The sequence below is a fragment of the Enterococcus sp. DIV0176 genome (assembly GCF_050528535.1).
GTDB classification, from domain to species: Bacteria; Bacillota; Bacilli; order Lactobacillales; family Enterococcaceae; genus Enterococcus_B; species Enterococcus_B thailandicus.
Map to the genome: position 1 here is coordinate 1,621,367 of NZ_CP172879.1, position 26,083 is coordinate 1,647,449.

Annotated in this window: 25 protein-coding genes; 6 read left to right on the plus strand and 19 right to left on the minus strand. The window is 36.5% G+C overall.

The features are described 5' to 3' along the window. The first annotated feature begins 168 nt into the window (after positions 1-168). Complete coding sequence (locus IGJ66_RS07535) at positions 169-2,097, plus strand: heavy metal translocating P-type ATPase (protein ID WP_430616451.1); 1,929 nt, start codon at positions 169-171, stop codon at positions 2,095-2,097. Between the two features lie 200 nt (positions 2,098-2,297). Continuing rightward, complete coding sequence (locus IGJ66_RS07540) at positions 2,298-2,753, plus strand: DUF441 domain-containing protein (RefSeq protein WP_067481293.1); 456 nt, start codon at positions 2,298-2,300, stop codon at positions 2,751-2,753. A gap of 78 nt (positions 2,754-2,831) precedes the next feature. Here the strand turns inward: IGJ66_RS07540 and IGJ66_RS07545 are convergent, their stop codons facing one another. Continuing rightward, complete coding sequence (locus IGJ66_RS07545; RefSeq protein ID WP_430616452.1) at positions 2,832-3,479, minus strand: DUF1361 domain-containing protein; 648 nt, start codon at positions 3,477-3,479, stop codon at positions 2,832-2,834. A 141-nt stretch (positions 3,480-3,620) separates the two neighbouring features. Here IGJ66_RS07545 and IGJ66_RS07550 point away from each other — a divergent pair, with 141 nt between their 5' ends. The 3 genes from IGJ66_RS07550 (at position 3,621) to rpsT (ending at position 4,874) form a co-directional block, all read left to right on the plus strand. Next, on the plus strand, positions 3,621-3,749 hold the full coding sequence (locus IGJ66_RS07550) for a hypothetical protein (RefSeq protein ID WP_256869128.1): 129 nt from the start codon (positions 3,621-3,623) through the stop codon (positions 3,747-3,749). 179 nt (positions 3,750-3,928) lie between these two features. Next, complete coding sequence (locus IGJ66_RS07555) at positions 3,929-4,198, plus strand: hypothetical protein (RefSeq protein ID WP_067481291.1); 270 nt, start codon at positions 3,929-3,931, stop codon at positions 4,196-4,198. A gap of 421 nt (positions 4,199-4,619) precedes the next feature. Then, positions 4,620-4,874 carry a 30S ribosomal protein S20 gene (rpsT, locus tag IGJ66_RS07560; protein WP_067481289.1) on the plus strand — a complete coding sequence of 85 codons (255 nt, stop codon included), beginning with the start codon at positions 4,620-4,622 and terminating at the stop codon, positions 4,872-4,874. A 235-nt stretch (positions 4,875-5,109) separates the two neighbouring features. Here the strand turns inward: rpsT and holA are convergent, their stop codons facing one another. From holA to IGJ66_RS07650, 18 genes are all read right to left on the minus strand, one after another. After that, positions 5,110-6,153 carry a DNA polymerase III subunit delta gene (holA, locus tag IGJ66_RS07565; protein WP_067481287.1) on the minus strand — a complete coding sequence of 348 codons (1,044 nt, stop codon included), beginning with the start codon at positions 6,151-6,153 and terminating at the stop codon, positions 5,110-5,112. A gap of 34 nt (positions 6,154-6,187) precedes the next feature. Further along, positions 6,188-8,488 (minus strand): DNA internalization-related competence protein ComEC/Rec2, encoded by a 2,301-nt coding sequence (locus IGJ66_RS07570; protein ID WP_430616453.1) that lies wholly within the window; start codon positions 8,486-8,488, stop codon positions 6,188-6,190. After that, positions 8,475-8,957, minus strand: coding sequence for a ComE operon protein 2 (locus tag IGJ66_RS07575; RefSeq protein ID WP_067481282.1), 483 nt, complete (start codon positions 8,955-8,957; stop codon positions 8,475-8,477). The genes IGJ66_RS07570 and IGJ66_RS07575 overlap by 14 nt, the downstream gene beginning before the upstream one ends. A gap of 18 nt (positions 8,958-8,975) precedes the next feature. Beyond that, on the minus strand, positions 8,976-9,644 hold the full coding sequence (locus IGJ66_RS07580) for a helix-hairpin-helix domain-containing protein (protein ID WP_430616454.1): 669 nt from the start codon (positions 9,642-9,644) through the stop codon (positions 8,976-8,978). Positions 9,645-9,848: 204 nt separating this feature from the next. After that, complete coding sequence (locus IGJ66_RS07585) at positions 9,849-10,892, minus strand: SepM family pheromone-processing serine protease (protein WP_284590426.1); 1,044 nt, start codon at positions 10,890-10,892, stop codon at positions 9,849-9,851. Then, positions 10,882-11,373 (minus strand): pantetheine-phosphate adenylyltransferase, encoded by a 492-nt coding sequence (gene coaD / locus IGJ66_RS07590; RefSeq protein ID WP_067481276.1) that lies wholly within the window; start codon positions 11,371-11,373, stop codon positions 10,882-10,884. Before coaD ends, IGJ66_RS07585 begins: the two co-directional genes overlap by 11 nt. Continuing rightward, the gene (rsmD, locus tag IGJ66_RS07595; protein WP_067481274.1) at positions 11,370-11,930 is read right to left on the minus strand and encodes a 16S rRNA (guanine(966)-N(2))-methyltransferase RsmD; all 561 of its coding nucleotides are present in this window, start codon (positions 11,928-11,930) and stop codon (positions 11,370-11,372) included. Before rsmD ends, coaD begins: the two co-directional genes overlap by 4 nt. Positions 11,931-12,055: 125 nt before the next feature. Continuing rightward, on the minus strand, positions 12,056-12,394 hold the full coding sequence (locus IGJ66_RS07600) for a YlbG family protein (RefSeq protein WP_067481272.1): 339 nt from the start codon (positions 12,392-12,394) through the stop codon (positions 12,056-12,058). Continuing rightward, positions 12,384-12,815 (minus strand): YlbF family regulator, encoded by a 432-nt coding sequence (locus tag IGJ66_RS07605; RefSeq protein ID WP_067481350.1) that lies wholly within the window; start codon positions 12,813-12,815, stop codon positions 12,384-12,386. The genes IGJ66_RS07600 and IGJ66_RS07605 overlap by 11 nt, the downstream gene beginning before the upstream one ends. Beyond that, complete coding sequence (locus IGJ66_RS07610) at positions 12,805-13,932, minus strand: CAP-associated domain-containing protein (RefSeq protein WP_430616455.1); 1,128 nt, start codon at positions 13,930-13,932, stop codon at positions 12,805-12,807. The genes IGJ66_RS07605 and IGJ66_RS07610 overlap by 11 nt, the downstream gene beginning before the upstream one ends. A 27-nt stretch (positions 13,933-13,959) precedes the next feature. Further along, positions 13,960-17,388, minus strand: coding sequence for a pyruvate carboxylase (locus IGJ66_RS07615; RefSeq protein WP_284590421.1), 3,429 nt, complete (start codon positions 17,386-17,388; stop codon positions 13,960-13,962). 21 nt (positions 17,389-17,409) lie between these two features. Further along, positions 17,410-18,576, minus strand: coding sequence for an FtsW/RodA/SpoVE family cell cycle protein (locus tag IGJ66_RS07620; RefSeq protein WP_067481268.1), 1,167 nt, complete (start codon positions 18,574-18,576; stop codon positions 17,410-17,412). 2 nt (positions 18,577-18,578) lie between these two features. Next, entirely contained in the window at positions 18,579-18,881 is a 303-nt protein-coding gene (locus IGJ66_RS07625) for a YlaN family protein (protein ID WP_071869204.1), read from the minus strand. A gap of 189 nt (positions 18,882-19,070) precedes the next feature. Beyond that, entirely contained in the window at positions 19,071-20,819 is a 1,749-nt protein-coding gene (recQ, locus tag IGJ66_RS07630; protein WP_067481264.1) for a DNA helicase RecQ, read from the minus strand. A 247-nt stretch (positions 20,820-21,066) separates the two neighbouring features. After that, on the minus strand, positions 21,067-22,896 hold the full coding sequence (gene typA, locus IGJ66_RS07635) for a translational GTPase TypA (protein ID WP_067481262.1): 1,830 nt from the start codon (positions 22,894-22,896) through the stop codon (positions 21,067-21,069). Positions 22,897-23,096: 200 nt separating this feature from the next. Next, on the minus strand, positions 23,097-23,861 hold the full coding sequence (locus tag IGJ66_RS07640) for an inositol monophosphatase family protein (RefSeq protein ID WP_067481260.1): 765 nt from the start codon (positions 23,859-23,861) through the stop codon (positions 23,097-23,099). A gap of 5 nt (positions 23,862-23,866) precedes the next feature. After that, complete coding sequence (locus IGJ66_RS07645; protein WP_067481258.1) at positions 23,867-24,142, minus strand: UPF0223 family protein; 276 nt, start codon at positions 24,140-24,142, stop codon at positions 23,867-23,869. A gap of 192 nt (positions 24,143-24,334) precedes the next feature. Beyond that, positions 24,335-24,946 carry a CPBP family glutamic-type intramembrane protease gene (locus IGJ66_RS07650; protein WP_067481256.1) on the minus strand — a complete coding sequence of 204 codons (612 nt, stop codon included), beginning with the start codon at positions 24,944-24,946 and terminating at the stop codon, positions 24,335-24,337. 173 nt (positions 24,947-25,119) lie between these two features. Between IGJ66_RS07650 and IGJ66_RS07655 the strand changes: the two genes are divergently transcribed. Beyond that, entirely contained in the window at positions 25,120-26,016 is an 897-nt protein-coding gene (locus tag IGJ66_RS07655; RefSeq protein WP_430616456.1) for a hypothetical protein, read from the plus strand. The last annotated feature ends 67 nt before the right edge of the window (positions 26,017-26,083 follow it).

Genomic DNA, 26,083 nt, shown 5'->3' on the forward strand with positions numbered 1-26,083 from the left:
CTTGACCCCAGCTTCTTTTTTTATTGTTTTATTGATAATAATTATTATTTGAATAATAGATAGAATCTGCAAATACAACTGATAACCATTATCGTTCTCAATTAGCACATTTTATTATCAATTAGATTTTGACTATGCTATAGTAATTTTGAGAAGGAGGAATGCCCAATGGAACTTTTTAAAAGAAAAGCATTTATTTCTACGATTTTTTGTTTTGTATTCATGAGTTTAGGCTTCATCTTTACTAAACTTGCCCTCCCCTTTGCACCGTTCTTGTATCTCTTGGCAATTGGAATTGGTGGCTTTAAGCAGACAAAGGAAGGTTTGACTGAATTATTTTTCGACCATACATTAAATGTCGATTTGCTCATGGCTCTCGCCGCTATTGGTGCGTGTTTGATTGGAAATTATTTTGAAGGTGCCATGCTGACATTTATTTTTTGTTTAAGTGGCGCGTTAGAAGAATATACGACAAATAAAAGTCAAAAAGAAATTACCGCTTTGATGAATTTGCAACCACAACGTGCCTTAAAACTTTTTGAGAGTGGCGAAACAAAGGAAGTCGATGTAACTGAGTTAACAATCAACGATAAAGTCTTTGTTCCTAAAGGTGCAGCAATTCCAATCGATGGTCAATTAACGAGCCCAGTAGCAACAATTGATGAAGCAGCAATCAGCGGTGAATCCGTACCAGTGGAAAAACAACAGCAAGATCCAGTTTTCGCAGGAACGTTGAATCAAGGAAACCCCTTTACGATGACCGTGACGAAACTTAGTTCGGATACAGTTTTTGCTAAAATTATCCAACTTGTTGAGGAAGCTCAAAATACGCCAACAAAAACAGCTTCCTTCATCGAACGAATCGAAAACACTTATGTCAAACTCGTACTGCTTAGCGTTCCGCTGATGATTCTTCTCCCTCCCTTTTTGGCTGGATGGACATGGGAAGAAAGTTTTTACCGAGGAATGGTCTTACTTGTTGTCGCTTCACCTTGTGCCCTCGTCGCCTCTGCAACACCCGCAACCTTAGCTGCGTTATCAAACGCTGCTAAAAACGGGATTTTAATCAAAGGTGGGATTCACTTAGAACAGTTGGCTGAATTAAAGGCAGTTGCTTTTGACAAAACTGGAACACTGACTCGTGGAAAACCAATTGTAACGGATTCTTTCTTTTTAACAGATGATCCAGTCAGCAAAAACGTTTTAGTTGCTATGGAAAGCCAAACAACACACCCCTTGGCTGAAGCAATTACAACTCATTTTGGAAGTCAATCAACTAAAGAATTTCAACAATTGACTGTTGAAGAAATCACTGGTTTTGGCCTTACCACCAACTATCAAGGAAGTCAGTGGCATGTCGGAAAGCATGCTTATTCACTAGCTGAGATTAAAAAAGATGAAAAATTGGCGAGTCTTGTTGAAGAACTAGAAAAGCAAGGCAAAACTGTTATTTTCTTTTCAAAAGAGAATGAACTATTAGCGATTCTTGGTCTGTTAGACGTTCCCAAAACAAATGCGGCAGCTGCTATTCATTATTTCAACGAATCTGCTATTCATACCAGTATGATTACTGGCGATAACCTTGGGACTGCCAAAGCAATTGCTACCCAAGTAGGTCTTTCCGCTTTTCATGCTGGGTGTACGCCTGAAGAAAAAACAGCGCTCATCAAACAAGAACAAATAAAGTATCAGACAAATGCAATGGTTGGTGATGGCGTGAATGATGCACCAGCTTTAGCTACCGCGACCCTTGGTATTGCTATGGGAAAAGGAACTGATATTGCGATTGACGTTGCCGACCTCGTTTTAATGAATAGTGACTTAGACAAATTAGTATACAGTCATCGTCTCTCCTTGAAATTAAAACGAATCATTAAGCAAAACATCGTCTTTTCTGTTGGTGTAATTGTTTTATTGATTCTTTCAAACTTCCTTCAATTTTTAAATTTACCTTTTGGTGTGATTGGTCATGAAGGCAGTACTATTTTAGTGATTCTCAACGGACTACGAATGTTACAACCACTAGCGCCTTTGAAAGACGATGATTCTAAACGATGCACACCTTGTCCATTGTACCAAGCGGCAATTACACATTAAAATTAAAAAGGTTGTGAACCCCTGTTTGCCTTTAAGAAATAATTTTTTTTCTGATTATTTAAAGCACGAACGAGCCTCACAGCCTTTTTGTGTTTCAATCCACGAACTTTTTTCTATTCTCTCATTGCTTCACCACATCTCCACTTTTGTTTGGATAATTGAAATGGTATGATTAACTTCTAAATAAAGGAGGTCTCTTAATGGAAAGCTGGTTATTTCTTGGTCTTATTTTATTGATTGCATTTATTGCAAAAAACCAAAGCTTACTGATTGCGACAGGTTTTGTACTCTTACTTAAATTGATTCCCCTTTCAAAAAATATCTATCCTTGGCTTCAAGGAAAAGGGATCAATATCGGAGTTACCATCATTACTGCAACAATTTTGATTCCGATCGCTACGGGCGAAATTGGTTTAAAAGACTTGTTAGAAGCTTTTAAATCACCAATGGGCTGGGTTGCTATTTTTTGTGGTGGTTTGGTTGCGGTCCTTTCTTCAAAGGGAGTTGGTCTGATTGCTTCTGATCCTCAGATTACTGTAGCTTTAGTTTTTGGAACAATTCTTGGAGTTGTTTTCCTAAAAGGAATTGCTGCTGGGCCTGTTATTGCATCTGGCATCGCCTATTGTATCTTACAACTCATTTCAATCGGAAAATAAAAAAGCTTATCTTTGGTGTGCCCAAAACAAGTCGTAATTTCGACGATTGAGTCACACTAAGATAAGCTTTTTTTCTATTTATTTGACACCTTCTGCTTCCATGACAAATTTTTTTATAAGCCAAAACATAAAAAATAACCAAAGATGAAAAACAGTAAATAACAAAATAATCAATAATTTTTCAAAACTCCATTCAAAAAAGACAATTTGAATGACCCTCAAAGGTTCTTTGAACAAATAAATTGAATGAATCCTCGGTGGAAATCTTCCTACATACACTCCAAGCGAAGATAAAAATGAAAAAATCATCAATGAACAATTTTTCAATGCTCTCGTTTGCCCAAATAGCGGGAACGTTTCAATGATTTTTTCAGCTAAAGTAAATCCTAATAAAACATACGTAAAAACCAATAACGCTAAAATCACGAACAGCGTCCAGTGTCTAACATCTGGTATCCCAGCTAACTCGGCTGGCGCATAAATGTGCAGTCTCTTTACGTGAACAAAGTCAGTTAATAAGTAAGGGATATTAGGAAAAAAGAGTAACCAGATTGGTAACAATACATAACTACTCTTTTTGGTCTTATTTCGCAAAATCTGGTAGGATAATTCTATAGGAAGATACGCAAGAAACGTGTTAACTGGTAAAAAAACTAATGGAGTATCTGGGATGAATGTGACAACCATGACAGCGGCTGTCAACAAACGAACAAACCAAATAAACATCAAACCACTCCTTTTCTCTCATATTGTAACGAATATTTTCGTGTAATGCACCTTAGTTTTCAACAAGAACATTGATATTTTGCTGTTTCTTAATAAATGATTATGCAAAATCCATGGTATACTGATAGGGAGGTGAATGCAATGTTAGAAAAAATAAAATATTTCTTTGGTACTATTGGCTGGTTTGTCTTGGCTATTCTATTGATTTTAGGCTTAGCATATGTTCTCTTTCCTGACTTGATCCAAAATGTTTTCCAATTTAAATTTTAAATCACAACGATTGATTTTTCTCAATCTTTTGTTCGTTTAAGAGTTGCTGCCTAGCCGAAAGACTTCTGGTGACAACTCTTTTCTTTTTTGGCTCAAATGCACTTTTTTTGCTATACTAAATGTTAAGAACATCAGAAAATGATGTCAGATTGTTACAATTAATAGAAAGGAAGACGCTCATGGAAACCTTTGAAGGTCTTTTAATAGATACTTATGTACTACAAGAACAACCTATGATGCTAACTGGCATCAATCTTCAGCTTGAAGATCGCGTAATTAACGGCTTGTTAAAAGATCGTTATTTAGCTAAATATATTTTACGCTTACCATTGAACAAGTATGTCCTAGAAGTTTCAGGAAAATGGAACCGTAGAAATCAATTAGTTATCAAAAAGATGATCATCAAAAATATTGATGAATATATCAAAATCGTCGGCACGCCTGAGTAACTGTTTTCATGATATTTTCAAAGTTATAAAATAACTAATGATTCCGATCATAAACATTTATTAAATCAAGAATGTAATCCCTTTTCAAAAAATACTTTGCAAACGGTAGCACTTGTTATATAATATCCATGTACCAAACATTCCCATTCAAATTTTGTTTTAAACTATAGATCTAATCTAGTTTGGTTAACGCTATTGTCTCCCACAATAGCGTTTTTTTGTTGCCTACTTCCCTAGCTCACTGTCAGGTGCTTTATTTTATTCATTTATTGATAAACAACCAAAAAATTGCGTTCTTTTACTGTTAAGGAAAAAAACTTGTCATGTTCATATTGCAAAGCTAGCTTCCTTTAGGTATAATAATGAATGTTGAATTATGCGGTAACTCGCGTAAGAACTTAAATTATCGGAGGTGAAACTAATGCCAAACATTGAATCTGCAATTAAACGCGTTCGTACAAGCGAAAACGCTAATGTAAAGAATTCATCTCAAACAAGCGCTATGCGTACTGCTGTCAAGAAATTTGAAGACGCTGTTGCTTCAGGTGCTGAAAACGTAGATGCGTTATATAAAGAAGCTGTTAAAGCAATCGACATGGCTGAGTCAAAAGGTCTAATCCACAAAAACAAAGCTAACCGCGACAAATCTCGTTTAAGCAAAAAAATTGCTAAATAATAAAAGAATCGGCTGATGCCGATTTTTTTATTTGCTGATTATCAAACAGGGGGTTAGGACAAAACCAATATGTTTTGTCCTAACCCCCTGTTTGATTGTTTTCTTTGACTTATTAAACACACATCTATAAATTTAAGCAAAATCAGCGCGCCAAACAAAAATGACTACGTATTGTTTCATACACTTTTTTTCTCGAATCCTATGTCACGAATTCTATGTTCAGTTATGTTTTTGTCTACTTCCTAACTAATTGTCCAGCTTGCAAAACAAATAGTTGGAAACTTAATTCTTTATCAATTTGCCCTGTTTTGATTTGGTAATCCAACTCCACCAATCGATCAAATAGTCGTATCAATAATCCTTCGTCAAAACGACGAACTTCTTGCATCGCTAACTTGACCCGATAAGGATGGACCTTTAATGTTTCTGCAATATTTGCTTGCTGGTAGCCAATTTTAATTAAAAATTTTGTTTGTAGTAATAAGCGCAATTGTGCCAATAAAATGGCATTGATTTTGATTGTTTCTTCTCCTTGCAAGACTAAATCTTCATATAGTCGCAATGCCTGTTCTGTATTCCCAGTTAACACATATTGTGTCATATCGAAAAGATTATGCTCCAGCGTTTTAGGCACAAGCTGTTCCACTTCTTTGGTCGTGATTTTCTTTTGGTCTTGTGCAAAAAGCATTAATTTTTGCAGTTCTCGCATCAATTTTGATAAATCTAGATCCGTTAATCGTAAAAATAAATCGATTGCGTAACGATCCATCTCAATTTCTGAGTTATTTAGCGTGTTCATCAAATATTGACGGACTTCTTTTTCATTTAGTTGCTTAACATCAATTGTGATTGCTGTCTTTTTTAACTGCTTTGTTACTTTTTTTCGTTCATCTAGCTTCTCATACGGTGCAAAGAAAACCAACACGGTGGACTCTAATGGTGCTTTTAAATAATCGACTAATAAATCGGTATTTTGCTCAATCCCATTATTAACTTTCTCACCAGTTAAAAAATAAGGATTTTCTACGAATACTAATCGTTGCTCTCCAAAAAATGGAAGAGTTTCCGCCTCTGCGACTACTTCGTCCAAACTAGCATTTTCCATATCAAAACTCAAAAAGTTTAAGTCATCTTTACTATCAACTTGTATTTTTTTCAAAATTTCTTCTCGCACTTGATCTTGTAAAAATTTTTCAGTTCCTAAAACTAAGTAACAAGGTTGTAATTTTTCTTTGCGAATTTTTTGTAAGTCTGCTTGCACGCTCAAATTATTCACCACTTTCAAAACTTATCCTACCATTTCAAGAATTGAATTACCAGCCTTCCATCGTTTGAATTTCCTCTGCTACATCAAATGGTTTCCAAAGAAAACGAATCATTCCTTCCTTATCTGTTCTACGGTAGGCAATGTGTTGTTTCGTTAAACTAGTTAACACTTCTTGATGTGGGTGACCATATAAATTATTTGCTCCACAGGAAATAATTGCTAATTTTGCTTGAAGTTGTGTCATCAATAAAGGGCTGGTTGAACTTTTGCTTCCATGGTGTCCTAGCTTGACAATATCCGCTCTTAGCAGAGGGTATCGCTTTGCTATTTTTTCCTCTGTTGTTTGGTCTAAATCTCCCAAAAATAAAAATTTTCGTTGGTTGACTTCTGCTAAAAGAACAACAGAGTCCTCATTTTCCCCCTTTCCTTGACTCAAAGGTGCCAATACGCGCAGTCCAAAATAACCAGTGATTTCTTGCCCCGCACCTATTTCTTGAACAATTGTCCCTTGTTTCTTTAGTTGATTCAGCTGGTTCTTGACCTCTTTCGTTTTCCCAGACCCTTTACCGATAAAAATAGTTTCAATGGTAAAATGTTTTGCTAAATTAGCAAGTTCACCTACATGATCTGTATCATCATGGGTCAAAATCAATCGATGAATTGTTCTGATTCCTTGTCCTTTTAAAAACGGAACGAGATTATAATCAGAGTATGCTCGTTTCGGACGTTCTCGCCACTTTTCTTTATTAAAGGATAACTTACCACCTGTATCGATCAAAACGTTTTCTCGTCCATTAGGTGCCTTTAAAAGAATGCTATCTCCTTGGCCAACATCAATAAAAGTCACTGAGGTTGTCAAATCAAACTTTGTTCCATGACACAAAATGAACGGAACAAAAAAAGAAAGGATCATCCGTTTAAACAAATCATTTTTTCGAAAAGAAATAGTGTGAAGAGATAACAGATATACCATAGTTAACAAAAAGAGTAAACTATCTGGGCGCCCAACGATCAAATTGCCAAATGTCAGTTGCTTCGTCAATTGCTCCAAATAACCTAATCCTTCATTTAAAGCAAATAAAAGACTACTTGGTAGATAATTATGTAAAAAGAAAATACTAACTACAAGCGGCAACAATAAGTATTCAAATAACGGTAAAAAGAGTAGTGTCAAGAACATCCCAAAAATTGGCCATTGAAAAAAATGCCAAATGATTAATGGCATCATGACTATGCTAAAGATAGCCAACTTCATAAAATATTGAAATATGCCTTGCCTTCTTTCAGATAACGGCAAAATAATAAACAAAAAACTAAACCAAAGACTTAATTGACCTCCAGTTTGATAAAGTGTCAAAGGTTCCAGCAACAACAATAGCCACATAACAACTGCGAAACGATCCATTGCAGACAATCGTAACTTAAAACACTTCCCTACTAGACGAAGTAAAAACAAGAAGCTCGCACGTAAAATAGACACAGATCCCCCGGATAGTACAACATAACATAGTGTGATAATCAGCAAGAAACCAGTATTTTCTTGCACTGTCCCTCCCAGTCGTCTAAAAACATAATAGATCCAACCTAAGTAGACCTGGATATGTAGTCCCGACAAACTGAATAAATGAAGCAAGCCCGTATCTTGGTACACTTCTTGGGAGTCAGTGAAAGTCGCATCTTTGTAACCAAATAGTAAAGCGTTGACATACACCCCTACTTTATCTGGTAAATGTTTTTTGACGTGCATGATTCCAGCAGCTCTTTTTCGTTGTAAAAAATTACGCCAAGTATGATGCTCTTGAATTTTTTTTACTTTTTGAATTGTAAATTTCCCCATTATTCGTTGGCTCTTAAAATAGGCGGTTTGGTCAAAATTATAAGGATTTCGCGCTCGTTCAGGCTCTTCGAACTCACCGCTTGCCCATAAAATAAAAGCTGTTCCTCGAAGATTTTTAATTTGAATCAGTTCCTCTTCAGACTGGACTCGATAACTCAACTGAATTTTTTGCTGTTTTTCATCTATCAGTGTTCCAATCAATGTAATAAAATCACCTGATTCACGCATTGTATCAGTGTTAATCATGAAGCTGCTGGAAGTTGACACCTTTGGTTGAATCGCTGGTTTTTCTGAAAATAAACAAGAGGAAAATACCAGAGCGCCACCAACTAAGCTTAAAAACAAAATCGAACGATCTTCTTTTAAACAAATCCAGAAAAAAAGGCTGGCAAAAATCAAACGATATTGCCAGCTTTCTGTATAATAACTTAAACTAATCAAGCCAGAAATCAACGCAGGAAAAATCAAGCGATTTTGGACAAGACAAAGTTTTAAACTAAACGTGTTCACCAGATAGCTCTCTTTGTAGTTTAGAGAAGTAGGCTGAATCTAGTGATACTTGATGGATTGATGCACCCATTTGATCAATCAACGAAAGTGCATAAGCATCATTTCGATAATCATGTAGATAATTGATTTTAGTAATACCAGCTTGTAATAATGCTTTCGTACAAGCCAAACATGGGAAATGGGTCACATAAATCTCTGAACCTTCTGTGGGGATTCCTAGCTTTGCACATTGAAGTAAAGCGTTCATCTCCGCATGAATTGTTCGCAGACAATGACCGTCGACAATGTAACATCCTTCATCAATGCAGTGAACATCGCCACTTACAGCGCCATTGTATCCACCAGCAATGATGCGTTTTTCTCTAACCAAAGTCGCTCCGACTTCTAATCGTGTACACGTACTACGTAAAGATAATAATACAGATTGGGCCATAAAATACTGGTCCCAAGGAATTCGATCATTGCTCATTTTCTTCACCTCTGTGAGTTAGTCTATTGTTATTGTAACTAAGTTTTTTAGTTTTTCAACCGTCTTTTCCCCAATTCCCGATATTTCCTGTAGTTCTTCTACTGATTTAAAGTGCCCATTCTCTTCACGATAGTTGATAATGTCTTGCGCTTTCTTTGCCCCAATCCCTGATAATTCTTGCAATTCCGAAATATCTGCCGTATTGATATTGATTTTTGACTCTGTGGCTGGTGGTGTTTGGCTCTGTGGCGGATGTGAACGAATCTCTCCGATTTTCGGAACATAAATCAATTGTTGGTCAACCAGCTTCGCAGCAAAATTAAGTTGACTCGCATCTGCGTCTTCGGTCAATCCACCAGCTTTAGTTAGCAAATCTTTTATACGTTGGCTTTGCGTCACAGAATAAACACCAGGATACTTAACACTTCCTTTGATATCCACATATATTTCTTCGACTGCGCTACTCCTCTGCTCTTTGGCTGTCGTCTCAGTCGTTAAAATTGTTTGGTCTATCGTTGTCGCTGGAAGTTTTTTCATTGTATTTATTTGAAAAAAATAGATCCCTCCACCCAGACAAAGTAATATTAATCCTAAAAAAAGACTGACCACAAGTTTAGGGGATTCGACAAATTTATGATAGATCTGGGCTAATTGTGCTTTCAACGATGCAACTACTTTTGCCAACATTTGGAAATCGCTCCTCTCCACTTTTTTTGTTCCCATTTTGTTATTTGGTACTTCCCCATTCACAATTAGTTACGTCGAAATGAGATTTTATTTTTTTATTTCGCAATTTTTTGACAATCTCATCGCTCTTAATGCATTTGTTTTTCAAAAAAATAAACGAAAAATCCGGAACAAGTTGTCCGAACTTTTCGTCTAGTGTTTAAATCAGCTCATCTTTTTTAGATAATTTAACGCATCTTGTACCGTTTTAACCGGAACGATTTTCATTTTACTGTCCAGTTTTTCGGCAGCAGCTTTTGCTTCTTCGTAATTTGATTTTAGTTCTGGGTATTTTTTCTTAATTGCAGGATCTAGCGTATCATCTGGTGCAAAGAAAATATCCATACCTGCTTGATTTGCACTTGCAACCTTTTTATCGATTCCGCCAATTCGACCAACTTCTCCCGAACTGTTAATCGTACCCGTTCCAGCAATCGCTTTTCCTTGTCGAAGATTACTTCCTGTTACTTGATCGTAAATTTCTAAGGTAAACATTAATCCTGCTGAAGGACCACCAATGGAACCAGCATTAATTTTTACGTTTGTATCAGATGAAATCTCTGTATGATCTGTCAAAGTAATCCCAATTCCTGGCTTTTTATCTGTAGATAACTTAATTAAGTCGCCAGTCGCTTCTTTTTCTTCTCCAGCATGTAAGAATGTCACTGTTACACTTTGCCCAACTTCTTGGCTTTTGATGTACTTCATAAATTCTTCAGAACTCTTAAATGTTTTGCCATCGACTTTTGTTACGGTATCTCCCACAGCCAGTTTGCCATAAAAATTTGAATTTTTTTCAACACTCATCACATACACGCCTTCGAACTTCATTGTGTACGATTGGTTTGCTAATTTAAGCGCTTGTTCGATAGCCGCATTTTGTGAAGACTCCATATAATACTTTTGCATCTGATTATATTCTTCACTCGTTGCTCCACCTGTCAATTCTTCTTTACTAATAATATCTTCAAAATCGGTGAACTTTGCTTTAACTGCTAATAAACCTGTTGCTTGACGAATACCTACAGAGGTCAAAGAAAACGAACCTGATGACTCATCTGCTTTTCCATCAACAGTAATCAGTTCTTTTAAATTGATTGTTGCCCCTGGTGCCTCAATATAAAATGGCAGTGGAACAATTACAAAGGCTGCCACCGCTAGCCCAATCAGTACGATAATAACACTTTTGATCCATGGTTTAAGCTTCATTTTGATCCTGCTTTCTAGCTAAAGCTTCATTGATTACTGGTGGTAAATAAATACTTACGTCACCATTAAAATAGAGTACTTCTTTTAACAAACTTGAACTAATATGGCTGTACTCAGGTTTTGCTAAAAGAAAAACTGTTTCTAATTCACTATTTAAGTGGTGATTCATTTGAGCAATACCTCGTTCATACTCAAAATCTTTCACATTTCTAATCCCACGAATCAACGCTTTAACACCTAATTCTTTTGCTGTTTCTACAGTTAGCTGATGCTCTTGGTGAATCACGCGAACATTTGGTAAATGTGCAACAGCTTTCGTAATCAGCACCACTCGTTCTTCTGCCGAAAACAAACTTTTCTTTGATGTGTTGACGAACACGCCAACGATGACTTCATCAAATAACTCTGCTCCTCGTTCAATTGTATCAAGATGCCCCATTGTTAAAGGATCAAAACTTCCAGGAAATAATGCACGTGTCATGCTTTCGCCTCATTTCGATAAATAGTTACAGCAGTAATCCCATAATTTTGCTGTCTGATTTGTGTCAAACTTTCAATCGTTTCAGGAAGCTCAACTGTTTTATCTGTTTCACACACAATAATCGCATCTGGTTTGAGCAAACGAAGTTCTAGCATTTTCTCAATTTGATCCACGATTTTTTGTTTTGCGTAGGGGGGATCTAAAAAAAGAAAATCAAATTGCTCCTTTTGGTTTGCTAATTGTTCGATTGCACGATCAGCATCTAATTTCAATGTAGTGAATTTTTCTGGTTCTTTGGTGATTGCAATATTTTCTTTGATGATTTTTAAAGCCTGATAATTTTTATCTACACAAACAGCGTGTGAACAGCCTCGTGAAATAGCTTCAATTGCTAATCCACCACTACCTGCAAACAAATCTAATACTCGCTCACCGTCAAAGTAAGGGCCAATCATGTTAAAAATCGATTCTTTGACTTTATCAGTTGTTGGTCTCGTATTTGCACCAGGCAAACTTTTTAATCGGCGTCCGCCGTATTCTCCGGAAATAACTCGCATATGCTCACTCCTTGTTTCTCGCTTTTACTAGTATACCAAAACCTGACAAAAAAAGGACTGCAAGTCACCAAACAATTTCTTAGTAACTTACAGTCCTCACTCTTTTTTATCTACGAAAGTATGACTTAAATATTTTCAGCTAAACGAATTTCTGTGCTTAGTTCTTCGATTTCAAAGCCATCATCTTTGATTGCATCTTTAGAACCAATTTTTTCTGCAAAATTCATTTCAATGTCAGGACGATAAGAAGGTTCTACTCGCCGAACGAAATGAAGCTTTTGGATTCTTTCTTGTGTTTGCTCAAATGTCTCTTCATTTAAGTAAAGAACAACATATTTCATTCTTCTTGAGACATAGTGGAGTAACCCAAATTTCTTTAGATTTTTTAATTGTTTTAAGCTGTATACCCAAACGATTATTCCACGACGTTTCGTTATTTCAAAGTTAGTTTTATCAACTTGCATGACAGTTCCCTCCGCATCCAGCATGTTTACTTGTTTCAAAAAACGGACTACCTGCATTAATTTTGATTTCACTGGAAATCCCGCTTGCAAGTTGTTGCCCTATCTCATCCAAAATTCCTTGTAATTGTGTTTCATTTACCCGAAACTCTGACACTTCATCCGTTAAGTCTAGTTTTCTTTTTGCAGCTCTGACTGCACGTTGTTTTTCTCGAAAATCAGGGGCATACTTCCCATAATCGGCAATTTGCTCAAAGCTAGCTTTTTTCGTTAAAAAATCTTTTTTTAGCTCTTCAACTTCATCAGAGTGATTCATGACTCTTTTACTTATCAGATATGCACGAAATGTTTCACTTTCACGAATACGCTGAACCACTTGTTGACATTGATCTTCTAAGCAAAATAATTCTTCATTAATGATCACTGCTATCACTACTTTCTTCCTGCTCTTCTTGCAATAAGACTAACACATTTTCTTTTGAAAAGGCAATTGCTAATGTATCAGCCGATTCACTCATAAAACGCTCGTGTGTATACGGATCACTATACCACTGTAAAAAAGAAAAGGTTGGGTCAATCATCGGGTGCGTAAACAAGCCAGTTGTTTGCTTCAATTGATTTTTTTCAAGAATATCCGTCAACTCATCACCAGTCAGAGAGAAACGTTTCATTGTTTTAGAAGAAGTCACTGCTGCTTGCCATTCTTCTACTCGTTCTGGTGTTAAGTAATCTTCTGGTTTAGTCAAAAAGCTTGATAAAACATGTTTTGTTTTTTCTTCAAAAAGTAACATCTGTCGGTAAGCAGGTAAACTATCTTTTTCTCTCAGTTGATTAAGTAGTTCTGTTCCTTTTTGTTCTTTTACCCGATTGATTTTATCCCAGTCTGCTTCTTTATCTAGTTGATAGGTTGGCAGATTGTCACCAAAAACTTGATAAGGAAGCAATTTCAGCAAGCTTTCTTTATCCAAATATGTTACTGCAAATAGACCATTTGTTGTCTGATCAAAAAACATAATTGCAAAAGTATCGTTATCAAAAGCAATCAAGGGACGGTAGTTCATATCTTCTTCCATCAATTCGATTCCAATTTCTTCTTTTTGATAATCAAATGTGAAATTCGTATAAATCGTTGTAAAAGCTGTTAAATCTTGCATCGTCATGCCAAAAGAAAATGGTGCAATCTGATCATTCGCACTGTTTAGTACCTTAACGGCTTTCACCTTGTTCTCTTGAATATTTGCTTCTAAGAGAAGCTGTTTTTCGGCATCTTGGTAATATCTGATTTCAAATCCAAATCCACTGGCTAATCGATCATACGCACTACCAAAATCCGCTTCAAGCTTGCTAACGGGTTGGTCTATGTACGTGGAAAAACCAGTCGCTTGAAGCTCCTGATATTTCCACGTTGTCATTTGATTTTCTTCTATTTGCTGAGTTCGATCATTTTTGATTTCTGTCTTAGGTGGAAAGAAAACAGGTTCCATGTAAAATGCCACAACTACCAAAAAGAAGATGGCAGTAAACAATCCTACTCTTTTCACGTTTTTAATTCCACCCTTCATCAAATTTTATTGTTCGGTCACTTCGATTAACAAATCACCTGAATTGATGACTTCGCCAGCACTCACGTAGACATGTTCGACTTTTCCGTCAAAACGTGCTTCGATCGTTGTTTCCATCTTCATTGCTTCTGTAATCAATAACGTATCACCTTTTTTGACTACGTCACCTTTTTTCACTAATACTTCTAAAACAGACCCAGACATCGTTGCCCCGATTTGTTCTTTATTTGTTGGTTCAGCACGACGTTTCGTTTGAACTGAGCTGATAATTGAATTGTCTTTAACGAGAATCTCACGACGTTGTCCGTTCAAATTAAAGAATAATACTCGGTTTCCATCAATATCAGGTTCCCCAATTTCATCTAAACGAATAATCAAGATTTTTCCACGCTCGATTTGAACATTCACTGTTTCGCCCAAACGAATTCCTTGGAAGAATGTCGGTGTATCCAGTAACGTAACATCTCCAAATTGGTTATAGGACGTTTGGTAATCTAAAAAGACTTGTGGATACATCAAATAGCTCAACACTTCATCTTTGCGAGGCGTATAACCAATTTTTTCTGCCAATTCTGCTTTTACTTTTTCAAAATCAATTGGTTCAGCTAATAATCCTGGACGTTTCGTAAATGCTGGACGATCTTTCAAGATGATTGCTTGCAGTTTCTCTGGAAATCCACCAACAGGCTGACCAAGTTCTCCTTGGAAAAATGTTACGACTGACTCAGGGAAACTCAAGTTATCCCCATTTTCATAAATAGCTTCTTCTGTTAAATCATTTTGAACCATAAATAACGCCATATCTCCTACTACTTTAGAAGAAGGTGTCACCTTTACGATATCTCCAAACATCAGGTTAACTGTATGATACATTTTCTTGATTTCATCCCAACGATGGCCAAGACCAACAGCTTTTGCTTGTTGTTGGAGATTCGAATATTGTCCACCAGGCATTTCATGCATATACACTTCTGTTTCAGGAGCATTCAGGCCATTTTCAAAAGGCTTATAATACATTCTGACATCTTCCCAATAATGATTCAGTTTTTGGGCATGTTCAATATTGATTTCTGGTAAACGTGGACCGTTTACCAAAGCATAATACAAACTACTCATGCTTGGTTGACTCGTATTTCCACTCATTGCACTCATTGCCACATCGACGATATCAACACCTGCTTTTGAAGCAGCAGAGTAAGTAATGATCCCGTTGCCACTAGTATCATGTGTATGCAAATGAATTGGTAAGTCTGTTGTTGCTTTTAATTCACTAATCAAGCGATAAGCTGCTTGTGGTTTTAATAAACCTGCCATATCTTTGATTGCAATGATATGGGCACCTAATTGCTCCAGCTCTTTTGCCATATCTTTATAATACTGCACATTATATTTTGCACGACTTGGGTCATTGATGTCACCAGTATAACAAATTGCTGCTTCAGCCACTTTTCCTGCATCACGAACTGCTTGAATACTTTTTTCCATTTGCGGTGTCCAGTTCAAACTATCAAAAATTCGGAAAACATCAATTCCTTGTGCCGCTGCTTCTTGTACGAACTCAGCTAGAACGTTATCTGGATAATTAGAATAACCAACAGCATTTGATCCTCTAAAGAGCATTTGTAGTAATGTATTAGGCATCAATGCACGGATTTTTCTAAGTCGTTGCCATGGGTCTTCATTTAGGAAACGATAAGCAACATCAAAGGTTGCGCCACCCCACATCTCACTTGAGAATAATTCAGGTAACGCCTCACCAGTTAAGCGAGCAATTTTCTTGAATTCTTGCGTTCTTACACGCGTAGCTAACAGACTTTGATGTGCATCTCTAAATGTCGTATCTGTTAACAGAAGGTTCTCTTGATTTGTAATCCAATCAACCAGACCATCTGCACCTTGATCATCTAAAACATTTTTTGCTGTCACATAGTCTTGACGAAGTTCCAATGAAGTTGGAATTCTTGGTTCATCATAAAATGGTTTTTCCATTTTTTCGATTCCCGGGAAGCCATTCACCGTGATTTCGCCAATATATTTCATTGTTTTATTTCCTCTGTCACGTAAACGTGGAAATTCAAATAATTGAGGTGTATTATCAATAAACGTCGTTTTGGCATGGCCAGACTGAAATTCCGGGTGAGTAATCACATTTAGCATAAATGGAATATTCGTTTTGACCCCACGGATTCTAAATTCTTTCAGACAACGTTCCATTTTTTGGATTGCTGTATCGAAATCCGCCGCATGCGTACACACTTTTACTAACAATGAATCGAAATAAGGTGTAACGACATAACCAGCATAGGCGTTACCCACATCCAAACGAACACCAAATCCACCTGGTGAACGATAAGTATCAATCTTCCCTGTGTCTGGCAAGAAGTGGTTCAATGGATCTTCCGTTGTAATTCGACACTGGATAGCTGAACCATTCAATTGAAGATCTTTTTGTTGTGGCAACCCAATCTCTTTATGGAGATCTTTTCCTTGGGCAATCAATAATTGGGTAGTTACAATATCTACGTCAGTGATCATTTCAGTGATCGTGTGTTCAACTTGGACACGTGGGTTGACTTCAATAAAGTAGAAGTTCTCCCCTTCCACTAAAAATTCAACAGTTCCTGCATTCACATAACCAACATGTTTCATTAACTGAACAGCTGCTTCACAAATTTTTTGGCGCTGTTCTTCACTTAAAGATACACATGGTGCAACTTCAACGACTTTTTGATGACGGCGTTGAACAGAGCAATCACGTTCAAAAAGATGAATCACATTTCCATGAGTATCACCTAAGATTTGGACTTCAATATGTTTGGGATTACCAATATATTTTTCTGCATAGACTTCATCACTACCAAAAGCAGCTTTTGCTTCACTTTTAGCACGTTCATACCCTTCACGAGCGCTCTTTTCATCATAAGCAACACGCATCCCACGGCCGCCACCGCCAAGGGCAGCTTTGATCATGATTGGATAACCGTAAGTATCAGCAAATTGTAATGCCTCTTCGACAGTTGCGATTGGTCCATCTGTCCCAGGAATGGAAGCAATTCCAGCTTCAATTGCAGCAGTTTTTGCTTTAATCTTATCACCAAAAATATCTAAATGGTGAAGTTTAGGTCCCACAAAAATAATGCCCTCTTCCTCACAACGACGAGCAAAGCTTAAATTTTCTGATAACAATCCATAACCAGGATGAATGGCATCCGCACCGCATTCTTTCGCAATTTCAATGATTCCTTCAATATCAAGATACGCATCAATTGGTTTTTTTCCTTTACCAACCAAATAAGCTTCATCCGCTTTAAAGCGATGGACAGAATATTCATCTTCTTGTGCGTAGATCCCAACAGTTTTAATTCCTAATTCTGTACAAGCACGAAATACTCGCACGGCAATCTCTCCACGGTTAGCAACTAAAACCTTTTTCATCGAACCACTCCTACATCTTTTTTAGTATAATCCTAAACTTTTCCGTTTTTCATCTGCACTAATATTAAGTACAAATCCGACACACACCGAGAGCATCAGTAAACTTGATCCTCCCTGACTTAAAAAGGGAAAGGTAATCCCAGTTAAAGGAATAACGCCAGTAATCCCACCCAAGTTGATAAACACTTGGATCAAAAACATTCCGCCAATTCCTATACATAACAATGAATTAAATGGATCACTTGAGCGAATTCCAACTAAGATAATGCGAGCAATCATGAAAAATAGCAAAGCTAAAATCAAGACTGCCATTATCAACCCAAGTTCTTCTACAACGATAGCGAAAATAAAGTCTGTTTGTGCCTCTTGCAGAAATCCTTTTTTCTGAATACTATTACCTAAACCGCGGCCAAACAAACCACCGTTGAAAATTGCATAATAACCATTGACCATTTGATGTCCTTTATCCAGCTCATCAGCAAATGGATTTTGAAAAATCGAAAAGCGGCTATAAATGTACTGCAAACGTGCAGGTAAAATTTTCCCATGCGTAACATTCATCAGCCAAATAACAAAAATACTTAAGCCAACTCCACCAATTCCGACAATCCAAGTGTAGTAGTAGTTTACACCACTTGCTAAAAGCATAACTAAAACGATCAAGAAGATTACTGTTGCGTTCCCAAAATCGGGTAAGATAGCCACGATAACTGTCAATCCGAGAACCAATGCTAAGGGTCGTTTAATCGAACCCACAAAATCTTTCTGCACACCATTTTGACGATTTGCCAACGTCAATGACAAATACCAGATGGCAATGATTTTTAAATACTCCGCTGGCTGAATGGAAAAACCTGCAATTGTTAGCCAACCTTTGGCTCCGTTTACTTCTTTCCCAAAAAATAGCACGATTATCAACAAGAGTCCCAAGACAACAAAAGCAATCATAATGAGTCGCTGATTTTTCAAAACATCTGTCTTCATCTTGTATAAAAGTGCGATTGCCACTAAGCTCAATACCCAAAAGACACTTTGATTGATCACCGATGACATGGGATTTTGACCATTTTCTAATAATAAATATGAAGTAGAACTATAGACCATAATCAAGCCTAGTGCACACAAAATCAAATAGGGAATTAAAATCGTATAGTCCATTAAATGCCGTTTTTTTACTTTTTTAGGCAAGTTTATTCCTCCTTGCCACTTTCATTTTTTTCATAGTTTTCCTGATAAACATCATTATATAACTGATTCAATTCACGCTCTAGTTCACTCAAAATTAGCTGTCCTTCGTCTTTTTCAATGATTCCCACACGAATAGCAAAGCTAACTTGTTGAGAAAAACCATACATTTGCGTATCAACAACTTCTTCAAATGCTTTGCACTGTGAAATACACAAACTGTTTTTTTGATTGCGAATCAATCGTTTGATCCGATTTGCATCTTCCTTTAATACATGAACGGCGAATTCTTTGGTTAGAGAATCCATCTATGTCTACCCCCTATTCTAATTTATTCATTATAACATACTTGATTTTTTAACGAACAGTAAAATCAAGGGATTCCTCGCTTTTTTTATCCATTTTTTCTTACATAGACACAAATTTTTTTCAGGTTACAAACTTTTCTACAAAATAAAAAATCACTTTTGTAAAACAAGTAGTTATTTGTTATTTTTTTAAGTTGTTTCATTCAAAATTTTTAAAAATGCCTCGCCATATTTATCTAATTTACTTTGTCCTACACCTTTGATTTGTAACATTTCTAGTCGATTTGTTGGACGTACCTGACTCAATTCTTTCAATGTTGAATCAGAGAAAACCACATAAGGTGGCACACCTGCATCAGCAGCCAAGTCAGTTCGCAACTCACGAAGCTGTTCAAACAAAGTATCATCTTCTGCCAATTGCCGAACTTTTTTCGCTTCTTTTCGATAAACCTTCTGTTCATTTTTCAACACTTGGATTCCTTTATCAGTCACCTTGAGTACTGGAAACTCACCCGTCACAGATAACAGATAACCGCTTGAAATCAAATACTCAATGAGTTGTAAAATATCTTTTTGAGATTGCTTCTTCAATAGCCCGTAGGTCGATAATTGTTGAAATCCTAACGTTTTTACTTTCTGTTCTTTAGAACCCGCCAAAACTTTCATCAAAAGCTGTTTTCCGTAAGCTTCACCCATTCTTTTAAGGCATGACAAAACCATTTGCGCTTCAGTTGTTACTTCAATCAGCTCGCGATCGTCTAAACAGTTTCCGCATCGATTGCAAGGTAGACTCTTTTCACCAAAGTAATTTAAGATATATTGCTGCAAACAAGACTCAATATACGCATATTCAGTCATTGCTTTTAATTTTTCATATTCTTTTTGCTTTTGTCCTTCGTCACGCTGTGATTGTTGGATAAAAAACTTTTGAACTTGAATGTCTTGAGCAGCAAACAATAAAATTGCTTCACTTGGTAATCCATCTCGACCAGCCCGACCTGCTTCTTGATAGTAAGCTTCTAAGGATCCAGGAATTTGATAATGGATGACAAAGCGAACGTTACTTTTGTTGATTCCCATACCAAATGCGTTGGTTGCTACAATCAGCTGAACACGATCAAACAAAAATGCTTCTTGCATTTCGGTCCGCTCACGTTCATTTAGCCCACCATGATAGCGTCCAACTGAAAACCCAAACTTTTGTAGCAAATGATACACACGATCAACTTCTTTTCGGGTCGCCGCGTAAATAATTCCAGATTGATTTTTGTTGATTTTTAAATATTCAATTAAGTATTGTTCCTTTTTTTGATCTTTGATTACTTGAAAGGTCAAATTTTCCCGAGCAAAACCAGTTTGAATATGATTACTATCAGGGATTTTTAAAAGTCTTTTGATATCTGCAGCAACTTGAATGGTTGCCGTCGCTGTCAACGCTACAATTACTGGTCGACTTGGTAATTGAGTTAAAACTTCAGCCATTTGCAAATAGCTTGGACGAAAGTCATGTCCCCACTGTGAAATACAGTGTGCTTCATCGATTGCAATCAATTCAACTTTCCAATAGCTCATTGCCTGCTGAAAATCAGGCATAATAAAACGTTCTGGTGCAACATAAAGTAATTTACACTGATCGTGATTCAATAACTGAAATCTTTCGGCTGTTTCTTTTCCTGTTAGCGAACTGTTGATAAACGTAGCAGGGATGCCTAGTTGGTTGGCAGCGTCGACTTGATCTTTCATCAAGGAAATTAAGGGTGACACAACAATTGTTAGTCCATCCATCATAATTGCCGGGAGTTGATAACAGATTGATTTCCCACTACCAGTCGGCATGATTCCTAATACATCCTGTTGTTCAAAAATTTTTTGAATGATTTCTTGCTGTCCAGGACGAAATTGTTCATAGCCAAAATATTTTTTTAATACTTCATACATGTTGTGACTCCTTTCTTTTTTAGTTTACTTCGAGAGTTGGAGCAATACAAGTACTCGTTTCATTTGTGAAACAAATATAAAGTATGAAACATTTTCACTGGTTTTTTAAAACTTTAAGAAAACTTTTAAAAGTTCTTATTTGTTTTTACGAGATTTTTCTTCCTTTTCTTTCTCACTTCTCCACAGGTAAAAAAAGACCAGCTCATTTTGAACGAGCTGGTCTTAAGATTATTCATTCATCAATGAATTATTTTTTCTTTTTAGATGCTTTTTCACGAGCATTTTTGTTTAAGATATGTTTTCTCAAACGAATTGATTCTGGAGTTACTTCACAGTACTCATCATCATTCAAGAATTCAAGAGATTCTTCAAGTGTTAATTGCTTAGGTTTTTTGATTACAGAAGTTTGATCCTTGTTAGCAGAACGAACATTGGTCATTTGTTTTGCTTTTGTAATGTTAACTGTTAAGTCATTATCACGGCTGTTTTCACCAATGATCATACCTTCATAAACATCTGTACCTGGTTCTACAAAGACTGTTCCACGTTCTTCAATACTCATGATTGAGTAAGTAGTTGCTTTACCAGTATCAATAGAAACTAATGCACCTTGGTGACGTCCACCAATTTGACCAGCTAGCATTGGTAAATATTGGTCGAATGTGTGGTTCATGATACCATAACCACGAGTCATTGAAAGGAACTCTGTTGAGTAACCAATCAAGCCACGCGCCGGTGTTAAGAAAGTCAAACGAATTTGGCCATTTCCAGTATGAACCATATCTTGCATTTCACCTTTACGCAAGCTTAGTGATTCAATCACACTACCCATGTATTCTTCCGGTGTGTCGATTTGTACACGTTCAAAAGGTTCGCATTTTACACCATCAATTTCTTTTTCAATAACTTCTGGACGTGAAACTTGTAATTCATAACCTTCACGACGCATTGTTTCGATCAAAATTGATAAATGTAGTTCCCCACGGCCTGAAACAGTCCAAGCATCAGGTGAATTTGTTGGTTCAACACGTAACGACACGTCAGTTTGTAATTCAGCCATTAGACGTTCTTCGATTTTTCTAGCTGTTACATATTTACCTTCGCGACCTGCGAATGGTGAATTATTAACTAAGAAAGTCATTTGTAAAGTTGGTTCATCAATGTGTAGGATTGGTAAAGCATCTTGATGATCGACTGGTGTAACAGTTTCTCCAACGAAGATATCTTCCATACCAGACACAGCAATCAAATCTCCAGCTTTTGCTTCTTCGATTTCTAAACGTTTCAAACCAAAGAAACCAAATAATTTTGTTACACGGAATTTTTTAACTGTTCCATCAAGTTTCATCAAAGCAACTTGATCGCCCACTTTGATTGTTCCGCGGAACACACGACCAATACCGATACGTCCAACGTAATCATTGTAATCAAGCAATGAAACTTGGAATTGTAAAGGTTCGTCACTGTTATCAACTGGCGCAGGAATTTTTTCAATAATTGTATCAAAAATTGGTGCCATTGTTGCTTCTTGATCTGCAGGATCATCAGATAAGCTTGAAGTTCCGTTCAATGCAGAAGCATAAATAACTGGGAAATCTAATTGGTCGTCATCTGCTCCTAATTCGATGAAAAGTTCAAGAACTTCATCAACAACGTGTTCAGGGCGAGCAGACGGTTTGTCAATTTTATTAACAACAACGATAGGTGTAATGTGTTGTTCTAAAGCTTTTTTCAAAACAAAACGTGTTTGAGGCATTGTACCTTCATAAGCATCAACAACTAAAACTACGCCATCAACCATTTTCATGATACGTTCAACTTCACCACCGAAGTCCGCATGTCCAGGTGTATCCATGATGTTTACGCGAATACCTTTATAATCAACAGCTGTATTCTTAGCTAAGATTGTGATTCCACGTTCTTTTTCTAATGCATTTGAGTCCATCGCACGTTCTTGTAATTGTGTATGTGCGTCTAATGTATCTGATTGTTTCAATAACTCATCAACTAATGTTGTTTTTCCGTGATCGACGTGGGCAATAATTGCTACGTTACGGATATCGTTTCTATAATTCAATGTAACTAACTCCTTCTTTTATCAGTTTATTTCTGACAGGGCAATTTACTCGACTGCTTATTATAGCAAACTTTTTTCATGAAATATAGTGAAATGTTTTCATTTTTTCGCGAAACTTAATAAACTATCAACTTTTTTTCATTTTCATCTCGAAAAATTCCGTTTCACAGCTTTTTTAAGTTTCATTTGTACCTGCCTACTCAGATTTCTAAGAATGAGTGGATTTGCTGGAACGCTTTCGGAGTTGCTGCTACAAATAATTCACGCCCATGAAATGCTAACTGCTCGCCATTCATATTACTATAGAAGAAACCGAATTCTGTTAACAAAACACAACCAGCCGCATAATCCCATGGACTCAAGTTTGACAAATAGCCAATATGATTTCCTTTTAGCATTGCAATCATTTCTAAGCCGGCACACCCAGTGATTCTGACCCCCATACTTTTTTCACCAATTGTTCGGATATTAAACTTATTATGCGCAAATAAATAGCCATTCATTCCTAACAATCCAGCCTCTAACGTTTTATTCACAGGTTGTGAAAGCTGCAAATCATTTTGATAGACGCCTATTCCACGTCCGCCCCAGTAAAGTTCTTCTTGCATCACATCATAAATAAACCCTAACTGTCCTACGCCGTTTTCATACATAGCCAGCATGATACAAAAATTTTCGCCTTCCATCACAAAATTGAGCGTTCCGTCGATGGGGTCAATAATAAATACTCGTCCAGTTAAGTCAGTTAACTCATTATAACCATCTTCTTCCGCTAGAATTCTTGCATCTGGATCGAATGCAGCAATCTTCTGAACTAAGAATTGTTGAACTGTTCGATCCATATTTGTGACTAAGTCTTTTCGATTTGTTTTTTCAAAGATAGTTAGTTGTTGCCTTTCACTTGCTTTGATTTGTTCTCCCGCTTCAAGCAGCCAACTTTTGATTTCGTGAATTATTGGTTCCATCTGGTTCACCCATTCATTTTCAAAGTTTTTTTCTGATTTTTTTTCGCCATTTGAACTGTTCGATACAGCGAATAGCCTGAAACTTTTTCAAATTCTCGACCTAAACGCTTTTCTTCTCCAATAGATTTCACCACTGTTTTAAACTGCTGATACGCAGCTAAAAATTTTTCATTATTAATGCCGGCTTCGTTTGCTTTTTCTAACGCTTCCCACATATTCATTACGGTCACCATTTCATCCGTTGTCCAATCTAAATCAATTGGATATTGGTAATCTTGCATGCATTCATTCCTCCATTTTCCTACTCCACCTTAGTTTATCACAGCTAAGACATTTGCAACAGAATCTCACAAGCTTTAAACTTTTCCCAGCAAACTTATAAGTAAGAGTCTAATTTTTAAAAACACAAAAAAAGTTTATGAAATAAACGGCTCCGCGTAATCTCATAAACTTTTTAACATTCGTATACTTGTTTACAGACTTAATGCAACTAAATCCACTAAAACATGTGTACACCAAGATCCCCAAATACTTCTTCCAGTAATAATATAGACATAATTAAAAATTAATCGCGCGGCACCTTGCAACAACAATACATGGATTACTGTTGAAATGATGGATCCGTCCCAATACACAAATACATGCATCAACCCAAAAACTAGTGCACTTATTAAATTACTAATCGTTAGGGAAAAGCCTTTATTATGTGCAACTTCCAGAACACCAATTCCTAATAATTCCTCCCCCATTAACATAAAAGGTAACTTAAAGATCAAAAGCATCAGATTACCTGTTGCTGGATTACTGGTCCAGTCAAATCCAATACTTTTTGTTAGCGCACTTATGACCCCGCCAAAAATCAAGTAAAAAAGTGCCGCACAAGGAATCACCCAAAATTTTCTTGGAAAAGTAAAAATCTCTTTGCTAGCAGGACCAAATACAACGACCCACGCAAGAATACTCGTAAAAAACAATGCCCACCAAGTCCATTCAAATAGTGATAATAAACCGAACCCCATAATCAAAAGTGCGCTACCAATTATTAATTGCTGCCATTTAATTTTCACGTTAACTAAGTAATCCATCTTAGTTCCTCCTATTCTTCTCATCCTTTCCACAACTACATTGTACTGATGAACAATATTTAGCCATTGCTAGCTATGGAATGGCATAATTATACTGCCAAAAAAAAGTTCAAGCTGAAAAGTACCTTATTTACTACCTGGATGCTAAAATCCATGTTAGGGAGGTAGCAATCATGAAAAATTATGGTGAAACAATTCGTACGATTCGCTTAAAAAAAAATATGCCTCAAAAAGTACTCTACCAAGATATTTTATCGAAATCATATGCCATTCGATTGGAACAAGGAAAACACGATATCTCTTTTTATTTATTGCTCAAAATTTTGGCACGCTTTCCAATGGAGATTGATGAGTTTCTCTATATTCATCAGAATTATCAAGAATCTGAAACAGAGTGGTTCTACGAAGAATTTAGCAAACGCGGCAACCAAACAGATAGCACTGCTTTATTCTCTTTAAAGGAACATTATTTAAAGACATATACAGAGCATTCAGCCGATCATCCTTGGAAACTCCAATTAGACGCTCGCTTAGATCAGTTAGTTTATTATCAAGAAACCAATGAACTAACAAAAGACAGCGTCAGCTTACAAACAACAACAAAAATAAAACAAACGTTAAGTAGTATCCAATCTTGGACAATCGAAGATTTTCGATTTTTTGCTAACACCTTGGATTTACTTGACTCAACTGATCGTGTACTTTATTTTCAGTCCATATTACCAGCAATGGATCGCTACAAAAATTTTGAAAAAGCACGGAATGTGATTTGTGTGCTCTTAGTTAACGCGATTCATGAGTTAATTGAAGATTTCCATATAGAAGGCGTTCCAGCCTTGCTAACTACTTTATATGATTTTTCAGATAAAGCGCACCAGATGTTTTTTCGAAATTATTATCATTTTTATTTAGGTCTTTGGCAGATTCTTACCAACCACCCAAACGGCGAAAAAAAAGCACGAGCTGCAATCGAACTTTTGAAGCAAATGGACTATCACTACCACACAGAAATCTTAACCCTCACATTGACTCGAACACTACGTCAAAAAGAAACCAACTCTACAGATTAATTATAGCAAAAAAATTTTCTTTATCTGTGCAACGCTCAAAGCTGTCGTTACCTAAAAAAGAAGCATC

What these genes read in the sequence shown, in the direction of transcription:
- IGJ66_RS07580 (WP_430616454.1), bottom strand. Translation starts at nt 9,644, where the DNA reads ATGTTGGCAAAAGTAGTTGCATCGTTGAAAGCACAATTAGCCCAGATC.
- IGJ66_RS07600 (WP_067481272.1), bottom strand. Translation starts at nt 12,394, where the DNA reads ATGCAAGTTGATAAAACTAACTTTGAAATAACGAAACGTCGTGGAATA.
- IGJ66_RS07535 (WP_430616451.1), top strand. Translation starts at nt 169, where the DNA reads ATGGAACTTTTTAAAAGAAAAGCATTTATTTCTACGATTTTTTGTTTT.
- rsmD (WP_067481274.1), bottom strand. Translation starts at nt 11,930, where the DNA reads ATGCGAGTTATTTCCGGAGAATACGGCGGACGCCGATTAAAAAGTTTG.
- coaD (WP_067481276.1), bottom strand. Translation starts at nt 11,373, where the DNA reads ATGACACGTGCATTATTTCCTGGAAGTTTTGATCCTTTAACAATGGGG.
- recQ (WP_067481264.1), bottom strand. Translation starts at nt 20,819, where the DNA reads ATGTATGAAGTATTAAAAAAATATTTTGGCTATGAACAATTTCGTCCT.
- IGJ66_RS07555 (WP_067481291.1), top strand. Translation starts at nt 3,929, where the DNA reads ATGGAAACCTTTGAAGGTCTTTTAATAGATACTTATGTACTACAAGAA.
- IGJ66_RS07585 (WP_284590426.1), bottom strand. Translation starts at nt 10,892, where the DNA reads ATGAAGCTTAAACCATGGATCAAAAGTGTTATTATCGTACTGATTGGG.
- IGJ66_RS07575 (WP_067481282.1), bottom strand. Translation starts at nt 8,957, where the DNA reads ATGAGCAATGATCGAATTCCTTGGGACCAGTATTTTATGGCCCAATCT.
- IGJ66_RS07540 (WP_067481293.1), top strand. Translation starts at nt 2,298, where the DNA reads ATGGAAAGCTGGTTATTTCTTGGTCTTATTTTATTGATTGCATTTATT.
- IGJ66_RS07655 (WP_430616456.1), top strand. Translation starts at nt 25,120, where the DNA reads ATGAAAAATTATGGTGAAACAATTCGTACGATTCGCTTAAAAAAAAAT.
- IGJ66_RS07545 (WP_430616452.1), bottom strand. Translation starts at nt 3,479, where the DNA reads ATGTTTATTTGGTTTGTTCGTTTGTTGACAGCCGCTGTCATGGTTGTC.
- IGJ66_RS07625 (WP_071869204.1), bottom strand. Translation starts at nt 18,881, where the DNA reads ATGGATTCTCTAACCAAAGAATTCGCCGTTCATGTATTAAAGGAAGAT.
- IGJ66_RS07615 (WP_284590421.1), bottom strand. Translation starts at nt 17,388, where the DNA reads ATGAAAAAGGTTTTAGTTGCTAACCGTGGAGAGATTGCCGTGCGAGTA.
- rpsT (WP_067481289.1), top strand. Translation starts at nt 4,620, where the DNA reads ATGCCAAACATTGAATCTGCAATTAAACGCGTTCGTACAAGCGAAAAC.
- IGJ66_RS07650 (WP_067481256.1), bottom strand. Translation starts at nt 24,946, where the DNA reads ATGGATTACTTAGTTAACGTGAAAATTAAATGGCAGCAATTAATAATT.
- IGJ66_RS07645 (WP_067481258.1), bottom strand. Translation starts at nt 24,142, where the DNA reads ATGCAAGATTACCAATATCCAATTGATTTAGATTGGACAACGGATGAA.
- IGJ66_RS07640 (WP_067481260.1), bottom strand. Translation starts at nt 23,861, where the DNA reads ATGGAACCAATAATTCACGAAATCAAAAGTTGGCTGCTTGAAGCGGGA.
- IGJ66_RS07550 (WP_256869128.1), top strand. Translation starts at nt 3,621, where the DNA reads ATGTTAGAAAAAATAAAATATTTCTTTGGTACTATTGGCTGGTTTGTC.